This is a genomic window from Granulicella sibirica, assembly GCF_004115155.1.
GTDB classification, from domain to species: domain Bacteria; phylum Acidobacteriota; class Terriglobia; order Terriglobales; family Acidobacteriaceae; genus Edaphobacter; species Edaphobacter sibiricus.
Window position 1 is genome coordinate 1 of record NZ_RDSM01000006.1, and the last position, 12,911, is coordinate 12,911.

The following is a 12,911-nucleotide window of genomic DNA, read 5'->3' on the forward strand; positions in this document are numbered from 1 at the left end:
AGCCTGAAAGGAAAGACACCCAATCAGGTCCACCTCAACCGCCTGCCAGAAACCATGGCAGCCTAACCAAGACAGACCCTCCACCTAAGAATCACCGGAATCTGTTCAAACAAACCGAGCCACCTCTTTGGCTGTTGACGATCGAATTACCGGCCATTTCAAAAGGGTCCGTGGTAGCAAGTGGAGCGCTGTTAATCACTTTAGGCTTTGTACAAGCGTGCAAAAGCTGCTACGAAAGCGTTCGCCGCACCGAGGGCAAGGTGACGCAGGAGGTCGCTGGCTAGGGTGGAGGAGCGATCGAGTTCAGTTAAATGCGAGTAGACCAACAGCCGAAATGCGAATATCGGGCGGGACAAGGCGTCCGGATATGTAAGGTTGCGGACAGATAAACCTACCTAAGGTGTAGAAATAAATATGTTTAAATTTGAACGAATGATGACTGCCTGCCGATAGTTATTGCAGCTAACTATATCGGCGATTGAACGTTCCTAGCATAAGCAAGGGTGTTCTGTCTTAACTCTCTCGCTTTTTGCTTATCTCCTCTGACCTCTTGTTGCGCTGGGCAGTCTTTTTCGCGCTCATCTCTTCACTACGAACGGCGTGACCGGCCTAAACGGGTATCGTTTAGCGCTCGTAGAGAAATTCATCTTGACCGTCACAATGCGTCCCAGTGCTCGCAAGTAGAGGAAATCATGACCATTAGCAGGAAGTTGTACTTATCCTTTGGCGCCGCGCTCTCTTTCACCCTCATTCTCGGGATTACAGCATGGGCCTCACTCAGTCATATCGGGAGTCAGATAAAGGTCAGTTCCTCGAGCACGCACAAGCTTGGGCTCGCCGGTGAGATTGCAACCCTGACCAGCAACATGCTCTCTGCGGAACGCGGAATGGTCTCACGCACTCTATTGAAGGATCAGGACAAGGTCGAGGAATACAACTCCCAATTTCATGACGATGTAGCAAAGCGGCAGGAGATCCTCAAAGAGTATATTTCCGTGTCGACGAGCGAAAAGGCCAAAGGGCTGCTCCAGGAGCTGATCGATAGCTACGATGCGAGGGTTCAAGCCCACGAAGCTCTCTATAGGCTTGCCAAGGCAGGAGATGGTGTTGGAGCTGGCGCGCTGCAGGCCAGCACATTGACTGAGATGGCAAAGGCTACCGGTATCAAAGTTCAGGAGCTCAAGCAGATCGCAACCGGGCAGGTCGCCGAGATCGCCGCCAGCAATCAATCAACAGTAGCGTCCAGTGTGTGGTTGGTCCTGGTGCTGATCATTCTCTCGGCCTGTATTGGTGGGCTTGTTATTCATATCGTGAGAGGCATCAACGAAGCCCTTACGCAAACTGTCGTCGAACTTTCAGAGGGGGCGGAGCAGATAGCAGCCGCCTCCTCCCAGGTCTCCGCCTCGAGTCAGTCCTTGGCACAGGGGGCATCGGAACAAGCAGCATCTCTCGAAGAGACGTCCGCCTCCGCCGAAGAGATCAACTCGATGGCTCACAAGAACACAGAGAACTCGACGCACATGACTAAGCTGGTGGGAGATTCGGCCTCCGAGTTTGTGAAAGCGAACCGTCAACTCGCTGAGATGATGACAGCGATGAATGGAATCAACGAATCGGGCGGAAAGATCGCGAAGATTATCAAAATCATCGATGAGATCGCCTTCCAGACGAACATTCTGGCGTTGAATGCCGCAGTTGAAGCGGCCCGGGCGGGAGAAGCAGGCATGGGATTCGCTGTCGTGGCCGACGAAGTTCGCAGCCTGGCACAGAGAAGCGCGCAAGCTGCCAAGGATACTGCAACACTGATCGAGGACTCCGTGACGAAGGCGGAGGCAGGTAAGACAAAGCTCGGTGGGGTGGTCGCGTCCATCCAACGTATTTCGGGTGAGTTCGCAAGTCTTGGCACGCTGGTGGATGAAGTGAGCCACGGGAGTAAGGAGCAGTCCACCGGCATTGACCAGATCGGCAAGGCTCTCTCGCAGATGGAGAAGGTGACGCAAACTACGGCTGCAAACTCGGAAGAAAGCGCCGCGGCAGCTGAGGAGTTGAATGCACAATCGGAATCGATGAAAGAACTTACGGGACGCCTTAACGGAATGGTTGGCGCCAGGATGAGCTCCAGTATTAATCCCGTCATCTATCGTACAGAGTCACGCTCGAGGGCAAACTCCCCTGCCAAGCGCGCCCCTGCATTGTCTGGACATCTCGCAGCTAAGCTCTCTCCTGCCAAGACAAAGCTAAAGCCATCATCGTCTAAAGAGTTCCCGCTTGAGAGCAACTTTAGCAGCTTCTAGGACCAGAGCTGAGGGTTTAGTAGAACCCCATGAACAGCGAGCCGATGAAACCGCCTGAGATGACTATGAACAATGATCCCATCAACTCGTTCGATAAGCTTGGCGATTTCCTCGCCGAGTCGAGGGATCTGTCAAAACAGGCTCTCGGATTTAGGAAGACGACTGAGTACAAACAGGTCCTGTTCAATGTGAGCCCGCGATTCGTTATCGCAGACCTCTCGCCGCTCGCTTATCTGGATCTTGTTCAGGAAGTTTCTAACGGTCAAGTTCAAGCCGCTGTTGTCATCCTGTATGAGCGTTTACGTCCCTTGCTTGAATGCAAACACAAATGGCTTCCCCTTGGTCCGGACGCGGATAGCCGGATCCTCAGCCTGAACCTTGGTCTATCGCTCGGCACCACAATACACACGTGTAGGTCATGTACGGCATACGGACTTGAAACTGTGGAGGCGTCGCTCCCATTTATTGGAAGAGATGTGGATATGACTATGGGTTCGAGTGGACGGTTGGATCGTAAAGACCCGTAGGGCGCCAGCGCATGGGTCGGCAATAACATTTTTGACGCTCGCAACCAAGTTTTTTTGTCTGTCAGGCCGCGCCACGGAAGTAAAATAAACTTCCTGTTCGCCATCTTCTACCGTAGGCAGACCTATTACGGCTTAGCCGTTCGCGCAAAGAAAGAGGTCTCGATTTGCCGCCCCACAAGACGATTAGGTTGCGGTCAAAGATCTGGCGCGAGTTCGTTCCAGAGCCCAAGTTATGGCAGTGCTGCGCGATGTTTGTGTTCATCACCATCGTGGTTTTTGCATCAGAGATGCTCTTCGTCCGCATCGCGTTTTTCGAAGATCGATGGGCTGTGTGGTGGCCAGGCAACGGCATCGCCATGGGAACGCTATTGTTGATTCGGCGTCGCCACCGGCCTTGGGTTTTGACAGAAGCTCACGAATCGCTCGGCCTTTGGCTCAGTCGTGAAATTATGAAGAGGTGTGGCTCGTCAATGCAGGTGCGGAGCGCCGTGCAACGCGGCACCGTCTTTCATCTTTCTCTCGAGCGTGTAGACCCTGAAAGCAGTGACGGGGAAAAGGGAAAGGGTATCAATGCAGCAAAATCTCATTTGGCCAAAAGTTACCACTTGACCGAGAACTCATCCTTTACCTTGGTCCGCTGATCGCAGGGGCACTGCAGCCAGTCAATCTTATCGAGTATTCGCGAGGCAGAATCAGGATTCTTACCGCGAAAGACTCAAAACCGCCGCGTCCGATTGCCACCGCAGCAAGGACCTCGCCACGAAGTTATACGGCTATCCTATCTAGGGCCGGTGATGACAGCACCATGGTGCAGGGTTAGGCTCACGCTTGCGGTCTGTCCGGCGACCACATGGACCTGCGGCGGCGAAGCGATGAGGCTCTCAAGCCGCTCTTCGGAGAGAGAGAAGTCCATGGCTGCCGCTGCGCCGGGAGTGATGTAGCCAGGTTTGAGCGCTGCCACGAGGTAGTCTCCTTCCGGAGCCTCCATGTGGAAGCTGCCATCCATCCCGGAGGTTCCGTAGACGCGCTGGACGCGCCGATCCCGTTGCGGTGAAAAGCCAAGCGGAATTGGCTGGTTCTGGGCTGGTTTTACATCCGCCTTCGACGGAATTGCAACAATATTTATCTTTGCAAAGCGTACGGGCAACCGTGTCTCGCCGTCGTAGACGAGCCCTGTGACGGAGCCGGTGAGTGCGACAGAGCTTTCGGGAGCTGCCGCTGGCGATTGGGGATGCGCCGAGTCCACGGAGAGGGTTGCAAGAAAAGCGAGCACGAGAATTGGCTTCGAACGGCTCATCGAAGGAGAGTGTACATCCGGCTTGGATTCCGGGTTTCTACTTGCCTGCCCGCTGGACGTACATTCCTGGAAACGACGTGAATCGAGGAAGGGAACTGCGGACCTGCCGAGTCGGTTACTACAACATAAAGGACGTTATGTTGTAGTACGTCCACATGCCGGCTTGGTACCCTGAAGCCATGGAATACCATCTTCTGATCACAAGCGTGATCGAGACCACCAAAGAGGGCCGCGAGCTCAGAAGCAACATCACTTCCGTCTTAGCCGAAGCAGAACTGGGCCAGCAACTCTACACCGGGCAGGCCGATCTGTTTTTCGGCCAGCTTCTCGATGCGTCAGCCGAGCAGATTCTCTATTTCAAGTTCGCCCCCGGAGTGGAAGTTGTTTTCAGGGGCTTACGCTATCAGTTTGAAGAGCTCGCAGAGAGTGGAGCGTTTAAGCTCGTGCGGAGGGTCTGACATGGATTTGGTTCCGGGATCGGCGAGAGTCGACGGGCTTGTCACTCCCGCGCTGATTGCCGGGGCAGAGAAGTGCGCCGCCTGGCGATTTTTCGAGTTTTTCACCTTGAACATCCGCAACCCGAATACGCTGGCAGCGTACGGTCGCGCCATCAGATCGTTTCTGCGCTGGCGTGAGGACCGAGGCATCTCCAAGTTGCACCAGATCCAGCCGGTTCACATTGCCGGCTATGGAGTTCCTGCTGTTCGTTTTCTTCGAATAAACGAGCAAGGCGGATGTATAGGACTGCAGTTCCCGTACCCGGTGGCGAGAAACTTTCTCCACTGCATCTGCCGCTCTCATGCGGGTTCCTTCGTCTGTTTCGAACAAGCAGTGCACCAAAGCAGGGACAAGCCTAGGTATGCGAAGCACCGTCTCAACTACCTGGGCGACGTTTCCCACAGTACGGTGATCTCCTTCTCGCAGGCGAACAAATATGCGTTGAAGTCCGCATGGTAAACATGCTTAGCCCCAACCGCAGCGTAAGTCCTCAGAAATGTGTTCCTTACCATTCAATCCAAGGGCTTCCACTCGCTAGCCTTTCCCTAATTTTCCTAAAGGCAGACCTGCACGGCTCCGGATGCAAAGGTTCTGAAGGTGCAGCCTCGGGAACAACGAGAGCGCCTCGTTGGGGTCACCACACCAAAGTTCAAAATCGCACGGCAAGGCCCGTCGCCCAAACCTATCGCCATCGAAAAGCAATCGCAATAGGCTTTTGCAAGCCCTTTAATGCTGCGTTGTCATCGGCAAGCCTTCCACAAACGTTCGATGCTGTTGAAGACTCTTCGTTTGAAGTGGCTTTGCGGGGGCGAGTCCACCCGCTGAACATCAGCCATCTTCTGGCCTTTACGCCGACAAGCTCTTGGTACCAGTTAATGCGACAGTTCCAGATTTATCTCTTCTGCCAAAATTGATTCGACCGTCGCTGCCACTACGCGATTCCTTCCGCTTCGTTTGGCCGCATACAAAGCTTTGTCCGCCGCGGCCACCAGTGCGTCGGGGGTCATCCAGCCTCCTATTGTTGCCGTTGCGATGCCGATGCTGACGGTGAGAAAAGGGGCGACTGGAGATGCTCGATGTGGCAACTGAAGCGTTTCAATGGCTAGTCGTACTGACTCTGCAAGCTGCTCGGCACTCTCGGCTGAGGTATCCGCGAGGATGACGGCAAACTCCTCACCACCGTAACGCGCGGCCAAGTCCGTCTGCCGTTTGGCCAGGCGTGTTAGTTCTACCGCAACAATGGTCAGATATTTATCGCCTTGCTGGTGTCCCTGCGAATCGTTGAGTGCTTTGAAGTGATCCACATCCAGCATCAGAAGACTCACAGGGAGATAGTTCTTGTCATCCGCGCGCATTCCTCCTCCAGTTTGTGGTTGAACACACGCCGGTTGGCCAACCCGGTGAGCGTATCGGTGAAGGAAAGCCGCTGCAATTCCTGATTTGCCTTGAGTAACTCCTGCGTCTTTTCGTCGACTATTCGTACTAGTTCACGCTCACGCTTCTTCGCGCGCGCCATGCGCCAGCGGATCATCGTCGCTACCACGGAGCAGGGCATGAGCGCGCAAATACTAAGGAACCACCATGACAAGTACCACGGAGGGAGAATGACAAACGGGAACTCGGCCCGATTTCCCTTCCAATCGCGATCGCCGTCCTTGGCTTCCACTTGCAGCCGGTACGCGCCTGCGGCCAATCGGGCAAACTGCAGCTTTCTTTCGGTCGTCTCCGTCCATGCCTGACCGCCACTAAGTCGGTAGCGGAAGAGAACTGCCGTCTGTTTTTGAGCGCCTGGTGTTGCATATTGGGCAGTCAGTGAGTTGGACGCAGCGCCAAAATGTGGGTCGCTCAGACCAGAGACATCCGTCTTCCCCATGATGAGATGGGTAAAAACGACTTCAGGCGGCATCTCGAGTGAATTGCGTGGATGCGACTTGAAGCTGGAGAGTCCTCCGGAGGTTCCGATCCAGACAGTACCGTTGGCTCCTGCGGCAAATCCATGCAGATCGCAGTCGTCCCAGCTCAGCCCATCACGAATGTCATAGTGGCCCCAGCGGGTTCCGTCCCAGGTGTCTACTCCCCGCTCCGTGCCGGCCCACAGCCGCCCCTGTGCGTCAAAATCGAGGAAATAGATTAGGCCGGTCGTACCGGGTCTTTGTATACCCTTGTCGATCTTCATGCCACCAGCGGAGGGTTGCAGACGGTCAATGCCGCCACCAAGGCGATACCCTACCCAGATGACACCATTCCCACCGGCTCCGAGTGCCGATACCTCCTTGTTGCTCAATCCATCGGCGGCAAGGCTCTTCCAAACACCGTTCACGCAATCAAACAGCCCGCCGTCCCCGCCGGCCCAGATGGTACCGTCGCTTGCCTCGGCAATTGCCCAGAAACGGTTCGCGGGCAGTCCAGTGATGCGCGCAAACCGCTCGTAGGGAGCCGTTGACACAAATAACCCAGCTTCTGTAGCCACCCAGAGCCGATGCAGCCGATCAAAGCGCAAGGAGTAAGCGTCTTTGGCGCTAAATCCTTGCTTTTCATCGAACCAAGTCACTCTGCCGTCTGCAGATCGCATACGAGCTGCGCCATGGCCTTCCGTACCAACCCACGCGTCGCCATTCGGAGCGGCCTGAACGCTATGGACGGCGGGACTGCCGAGACTCGCGACTCTTGTCCACGCCATGGCGAAACCCCGCGTCCGACCTAGAAACATCCCCCCTTCCGTGCCGACTAACAGCGATCCGTCGGCGCGCGGCAGTATCTCGTAGACTAGATCGCTACCCAAACCACTGGCGCTGGTATAAGATGTCCAGTCCCCATATCCGCGCCACTGGGCGAGCCCGCGACCCGCCAAACCAACCCAGAGGGAGTGTTGACGGTCCTCGAGGACTGAATAAACGGTTCCTCTGAGGCCATTGGAGCGATCGATCTTCTGCCAGCCGTCATTGTCTCGGAGCAGAAGTCCTTCTGCGGAAGGAAGTAAGATTCGCCCTTCCTCGTCGGTACCGGCGATACCACCAAGGGCATCGACAGGAATAGGCAGATCCGGCCTGCGAAACTTGGTTTTCCCTACTTGCAACTCAAACGCGCCAAGCTTTCGTTCCCACACCCAGACATTTCCGCCGTGATCTTTTCGAATCGTGAGAGTAGAGCGTTCCGGAAGTCCAGAGTCTTTCCCAAAGATCGTTGTACTCTTCGAATCCATGCGACAGAGCTCCAGTCCGCAGCCGTACCAGACTGTGTCGCCATCCACGAGTACTCCAAAAGCGCCCGTCCCTCTAACCTGGGCTGGCTGCGGGATCACTCTGGCCTCAAATCCATCATTGTGGACGGCGATCGAGAGCACCACAAGACCAGAGTCCGTTCCGATATAGGTGTGGCCTTTACCATCCGCTTGGATACCTTGCGCCCAACTCACGGACTTGAAGGCGACGTTGAGCTTTTCGAAGTGGTTGCCGTGCAGATTGTAGAGCCCAAACTTGCCGCCAACGAGCAAGGTGCCGTCGGGAGCCTCGCCCAGTCCTGCGGCTGAGGAGGACGGTATCCCCTGATTGGGTCCGAACTCTTCAAACCGCTCTCCGTCGTAACGAAATATCCCATTTTCAGTGCTGACCCATATAAAACCAATGCGGTCTTGATAGATTTCTCTGATCGTAAGGTTCGTAAGACCTTCGCTGGCTCCGAGATAACGAAAGCCGTATTCCTGAGCCTGCATTATTCCGGTAGCGAATATAAGCAGTGCCAGGACGATCGCGTTTTGGATGAAATTCATTGTGAAATCACTATCGGCTTGTGGGGTTTGGGGGGCTATACGGTCCAGTAACTTTCGTAAGCGCGAACCGCGGGACTGGAACTGAATACTTCTAGTTGCCGGTCCCAAGAAAATTGGGATAACAGCGGCCGCGGAAGATGTCTTCTCCGGCACCCGCTGGCTGAGCGCATCGATCCCCTCCTCTTGAGTCCCCAATGCGATAACATTTAACGCGAGTTGTTAGGGAAGAAGGAGCAGCTCGACGCCTGCGCTCAGGAAGAAGCGCAACGCGATCCGAGACCGAATAAGACAGTGGACTCCCTTCAAAACACAATGCGTGTTCTCCTCGCAGAGGAGAACCTTACATAAGGCGTCTCTGTTATCAGGCGGCTACGGATCACGGGCAGCTTGGCTTTTAAGAAGTATTCGGGACCGCACTGTAAAGGTAACCGCTTCACATGAGTTGGTCTGTCCCTAACATGACTTAGGCATGTACAACTTTATGGGCGAGTGCAGTTCAGATCGGAAGATATCTTTGAGATCACTCTTTGCGCTCCGTCACCCTGTTCCAAGCAAGACCTTTAGTGGAAGAAGCGGTACGTTGATGTCCAAATGGCTTCTCGTTGTTGGCGGAGGCCGATCCGATCGACGCAAGGGTTCTCAAGTATTTTGCGGAACCAGCTAATCCGCCCTGTCGGTCCGGTAAAGGCCCCAAACTGGCGAGCTATCATGCTTGGAACCGAGTCGAGTGGATATACTCGGAGGCCTGCGACTGAAGTCGAATCCGATAACGATATCGGCAATTTCAGGAAGCCTTCCGTGCTCAATCACAAACACTGCGCTCCTGCGGGCGGCGGCGCTTATCGCTCCGTCGCAAATAGATATTATTCTGCACGAAGAGATGGAACAAGTCCCAGCTTTCAATCCTGATCTCGACTTCCCCCCGGTCCCTAATCCCGGTTGAGCGCTTCCGCACCGCATTGCAAGAGGCTTCGGCGGTACTTTTTCCAACTCATGAATATGCCCATGGTCTTCCCGGATCTCTCAAAAACACTTCGGACTGGGTTGTTGGAAGTGGAGAACTGTCCGGTAAGCCAGTCGCACTGATCAACGCTTCAACTCGTGCGGAACTTGCGCAAGCATCCTTAGGAGAAGTCTTGAAGACGATCAATGCTTGTCTTCCTTCGGATACGGAGACAACGCGTACCCTCTTGGGTAGGACCTTCGATGCCTCTGAGATCGCCGAAAATCCCGAGGTTGCAGCTCTCATCGAGTTGTCAATTCAGAAAATTGCAAGCAGCTTGTAGAGCACCCGGATTCCACGACATCGCTCCTTTTGTTGTGAGGCCATATCTGCCTCTTGGGTTCATAAACCAAAGAGCACCCCGGATCGCATTAGAAGATGTATGGAATCAATCTCCAGGGTGCGTCGCATGTAGTCCCGGTAGGGCATCCCCAAATCTTGAGCGTCTGCCTGTTCTTCAATGTGAATGAGGTTGGTTAGCTGCTCAATCGCCCGTCGACACTTCGGTGGGCTCGTCGCTTAGTCATCTCCAGAGGTTATGTTCGCGCGGCCGACCTCCCATCATGTACATACCCGCCGCCAAGCCGAGCGCCTGGAAGATGGAGCGGACGGCGTCGAAGGACGCTACGATCTGGGGAAGCGCTGGAGAATGAGCCCAGAAGACGAACTCGCAAAATCCCTGTGCGATCATAACCAGGATTGTAGGCAGGAAGAAGGCCAGGACAAGCCAAATGAAGCCAGGGTCGTGTGTCTGGCGGTGTTTGCGCGCAGCTACGAGACCGACCAATACGTAAGCGAATACTGTCAACCAAGAGAAAAGATCGTGCAGCATAATCCACCCCGCGTGTAGAGGTTACTCCAAACCGATCTCCCTACGGCAGTGGGCGAGCGGTGCTCCCATCATACTGACTAATTCGATCGTTTCCTTTGCACCGTTAGAGCCTGGAAAGTCCATATAGGCGACGTCGAGGTTTCCGAATCAACGGAACGCTGTCGTATTCGGCTGAAACGGAGGTTTCAGAGAAACAGCCCATAGATCCGGCCAAGAGAACTTGGTTGCCATGAGGACAAACATGCAACCATTTACAAGCGGTACCGTACTGGTGTACTAATACGGTTATGTTGTCGTTGCACATCTCGGCAAGCTCCGGTGTACCCGTCTATTTGCAGCTGGAGCAGCAAATTAAACATAGCATTTCTTCAGGACTTCTCCAGCCGGGCGATCAGCTCCCATCCACGCGCCGCACTGCTGCCGAACTTCGCATCAACCCGAATACCGTAGCGCGCGCTTTTCAGAACCTGGAACGGGACGGCGTGATTCGAACGGTTCCCGGAGGCGGTACTTTCGTGGGGGAAGCAGCCGCAGCAGGCCAAGGTCTTCTCAAGTCTGAGAAACTGCGCCGCTTACGTCCTCTCGCGAACCAGCTTGCTGTCGAGGCAGCGCAGCTCCGTGTTGTTCGCGAGGATGTTGCGAGATTACTGAACGAAGCTTTTGATGCCCTGCACTCTTCAACTGATAGAAGCCGAAAGCCAAAATCAAGCGCTACTGCGGAGACGGATTCATGACCAGCTTTGCTATTCAGACTCGATCCCTAACAAAGACCTACGGACATGGCACCCGCAAAGTTTGTGCCGTCGATGACTTGTCTCTTAATGTGCCAAGCGGTTCTATTTACGGGCTATTAGGCCGCAATAGTGCGGGCAAAACTACTACCATCCGCATGGCTCTCGGACTCGCCCGCCCTACCTCCGGGTCGCTTGAGGTCTTCGGCCTGCACCCTTTTGACGACCCCGATCGAGTGACAGTGCTCCAACAGGTCGGCTATGTGCCTGAAGATAAGGGACTGTCTGTGGGAACCCCACGTCGACTGTTTGAGACCAATCGCGCCTACTATCCTAATACCTGGTCCGACGCGCTGGCTCGCACCCTTATTGAGCGGCTGGAGCTTCCACTTGATACGCCGGGGTTAAAACTCTCTCTGGGAAACAAGACCAAGGCCGCACTGATATGCGCTATTGCTCAGCGCTCTCCGCTCCTGATCCTTGACGAACCCACGATCGGCCTTGATCCCGTCGTCCTTGACACTTTGCTCAGTATCCTTGTGGAAGAATGTACGAGTGAAGGTCGTACGGTCTTCCTTTCCAGTCACCAACTGCACGAAATAGAACGGATCGCGGACTGGATTGGCATCATGGATTGCGGCCATCTTATGCTGGAAGGCCGGCTTGACGATATTCGCGCTCGCTTCCGGCGCCTTACAGTATCCGGCACTTCTTTGCCACAGAGCGGCCCATCCATTGTCTCCACTCGTCCGTCCGGACGTGGCACCGAATACATCCTTCAACAAGATCCTGAAGCATTTGCTGCCGATCTCGCGAGCAATGGTGCCACCATCCTCGACAGCGCCCCACTCTCCTTGAATGACATCTTTCTCGAGCTCTGCCGTACACGAGACGGTAAGGAGGTTGAGGCATGAGCCTTTCGCCACATTTGTTCACCGCAATCGCGCTCTTCAGTCCCATGTACCTATTCATTTTCATCCGCCGCGTGCAGCTGCGGCGGGCCATCCGCATGCAGGAGCTACAGGGCGATAAAGAAACACGTCCATTCACGCCAGGGCGCACCACATCTTCTAGTCGTCTGCTTCACCGATTTACTTTGCCGGAACGCGCTTATCTAAGCGCACAGCGCAATCTGCTGCTTTGGGTCTATGGAGTCATGGCCTACGCATCCTTTGTAGTCCTAGCTAGCAGTCTGTTGCCTGGGAATGTCGATCGTTATGGCCTGCAGCAAAGTCTTCCCGAGCGCGTCTGGTACAGCTATCTCACCGCCTATGGGAGCGCAAGCACTTACCTGAGGATTTTTTCGTTTATCGCGGCAATCGTGGCAATCTTTGGTTTCGTCACGAGCGGACCAGCCTTTCTGCGCACGCGCCCTGTATCGCTACGCTTCTTGTTTTGGGGTCGAGTGGGCGGCATCTATGTAGCTTTACTCTTCGGCATCGCAACTGGAGCTTTGGGCTCTTTCCTAACTCTGCTTGTGGTTCACGGGCCCGTTTGGAAGCATCTGTTCGACGCTGCCCGCGATGTGGCTCCGAACAGTCAGCATCTACCCGCTGCCGTCCACCTCAATGGGCTTCCCGGCACGATGTATATGACGGTCGAGGAAAGCCATCACCTGATGCTTTCGCTTCAGACCTCGGCTCTGCGCCTCGGTCTCGCTCTTATTACGGGAAGTGCGGTGGTGTTCAGTTTTATCGTTGCGGCCTTCGCGCTGCCGCCTCGCTTGTTTGGCACAGCGGCTTTGCGCTCTTTCATCCTTATCATTGCAGTGATCGGTGTACAAGTTGCCGCGATTCTCTCGCCACGTTTGGCTCGTGTGACTTGCACTTTGTTCCTTTCCACACAGCTCGGCCATCCTCCACCATACTTAGGTTTCGTCTTCACCATCGCGCTCTCGTTTATGTTTCTCGTTCTTGCGCAGCAAGCAGCCAAACGTCGTGAATTGTGACTGATCGATGCC

General features: G+C 54.8%; 13 protein-coding genes. 10 read left to right on the forward strand and 3 right to left on the reverse strand.

Annotated elements, in window-relative coordinates; genetic code table 11:
• The 4 genes from GRAN_RS25945 to GRAN_RS25820 form a co-directional block, all read left to right on the forward strand.
• Nucleotides 1-284, forward strand: a 284-nt coding sequence (locus GRAN_RS25945) for a hypothetical protein (protein WP_206662838.1), incomplete at its 5' end; no start/stop codon positions are given.
• Between the two features lie 219 nt (nucleotides 285-503).
• On the forward strand, nucleotides 504-2,294 hold the full coding sequence (locus tag GRAN_RS23295; protein WP_128915480.1) for a methyl-accepting chemotaxis protein: 1,791 nt from the start codon (nucleotides 504-506) through the stop codon (nucleotides 2,292-2,294).
• A gap of 29 nt (nucleotides 2,295-2,323) precedes the next feature.
• On the forward strand, nucleotides 2,324-2,821 hold the full coding sequence (locus GRAN_RS23300) for a hypothetical protein (protein ID WP_128915481.1): 498 nt from the start codon (nucleotides 2,324-2,326) through the stop codon (nucleotides 2,819-2,821).
• Between the two features lie 248 nt (nucleotides 2,822-3,069).
• The gene (locus tag GRAN_RS25820; RefSeq protein WP_192898062.1) at nucleotides 3,070-3,462 is read left to right on the forward strand and encodes an ATP-binding protein; all 393 of its coding nucleotides are present in this window, start codon (nucleotides 3,070-3,072) and stop codon (nucleotides 3,460-3,462) included.
• A gap of 137 nt (nucleotides 3,463-3,599) precedes the next feature.
• On the opposite strand, the gene GRAN_RS23310 is transcribed toward GRAN_RS25820, so the two are convergent.
• The gene (locus tag GRAN_RS23310) at nucleotides 3,600-4,118 is read right to left on the reverse strand and encodes a hypothetical protein (RefSeq protein WP_128915482.1); all 519 of its coding nucleotides are present in this window, start codon (nucleotides 4,116-4,118) and stop codon (nucleotides 3,600-3,602) included.
• A 179-nt stretch (nucleotides 4,119-4,297) separates the two neighbouring features.
• Between GRAN_RS23310 and GRAN_RS23315 the strand changes: the two genes are divergently transcribed.
• Nucleotides 4,298-4,576, forward strand: coding sequence for a hypothetical protein (locus GRAN_RS23315; protein ID WP_128915483.1), 279 nt, complete (start codon nucleotides 4,298-4,300; stop codon nucleotides 4,574-4,576).
• A gap of 912 nt (nucleotides 4,577-5,488) precedes the next feature.
• On the opposite strand, the gene GRAN_RS23320 is transcribed toward GRAN_RS23315, so the two are convergent.
• Both GRAN_RS23320 and GRAN_RS23325 read right to left on the reverse strand, forming a co-directional pair.
• A complete protein-coding gene (locus tag GRAN_RS23320) occupies nucleotides 5,489-5,971 on the reverse strand; it encodes a diguanylate cyclase (RefSeq protein WP_128915484.1) in 483 nt (160 codons plus the stop codon).
• Nucleotides 5,938-8,385 carry a ligand-binding sensor domain-containing protein gene (locus tag GRAN_RS23325; protein ID WP_128915485.1) on the reverse strand — a complete coding sequence of 816 codons (2,448 nt, stop codon included), beginning with the start codon at nucleotides 8,383-8,385 and terminating at the stop codon, nucleotides 5,938-5,940. Before GRAN_RS23325 ends, GRAN_RS23320 begins: the two co-directional genes overlap by 34 nt.
• Before the next feature lie 932 nt (nucleotides 8,386-9,317).
• Here GRAN_RS23325 and GRAN_RS27160 point away from each other — a divergent pair.
• From GRAN_RS27160 to GRAN_RS23350, 5 genes are all read left to right on the forward strand, one after another.
• Nucleotides 9,318-9,671, forward strand: coding sequence for an NADPH-dependent FMN reductase (locus tag GRAN_RS27160; RefSeq protein WP_421800881.1), 354 nt, complete (start codon nucleotides 9,318-9,320; stop codon nucleotides 9,669-9,671).
• Between the two features lie 255 nt (nucleotides 9,672-9,926).
• Nucleotides 9,927-10,238, forward strand: coding sequence for a hypothetical protein (locus GRAN_RS23335; protein WP_128915486.1), 312 nt, complete (start codon nucleotides 9,927-9,929; stop codon nucleotides 10,236-10,238).
• A 269-nt stretch (nucleotides 10,239-10,507) separates the two neighbouring features.
• Entirely contained in the window at nucleotides 10,508-10,954 is a 447-nt protein-coding gene (locus tag GRAN_RS23340; protein ID WP_128915487.1) for a GntR family transcriptional regulator, read from the forward strand.
• Complete coding sequence (locus GRAN_RS23345) at nucleotides 10,951-11,865, forward strand: ABC transporter ATP-binding protein (RefSeq protein WP_128915488.1); 915 nt, start codon at nucleotides 10,951-10,953, stop codon at nucleotides 11,863-11,865. Before GRAN_RS23340 ends, GRAN_RS23345 begins: the two co-directional genes overlap by 4 nt.
• Complete coding sequence (locus GRAN_RS23350; RefSeq protein WP_128915489.1) at nucleotides 11,862-12,899, forward strand: hypothetical protein; 1,038 nt, start codon at nucleotides 11,862-11,864, stop codon at nucleotides 12,897-12,899. Before GRAN_RS23345 ends, GRAN_RS23350 begins: the two co-directional genes overlap by 4 nt.
• The last annotated feature ends 12 nt before the right edge of the window (nucleotides 12,900-12,911 follow it).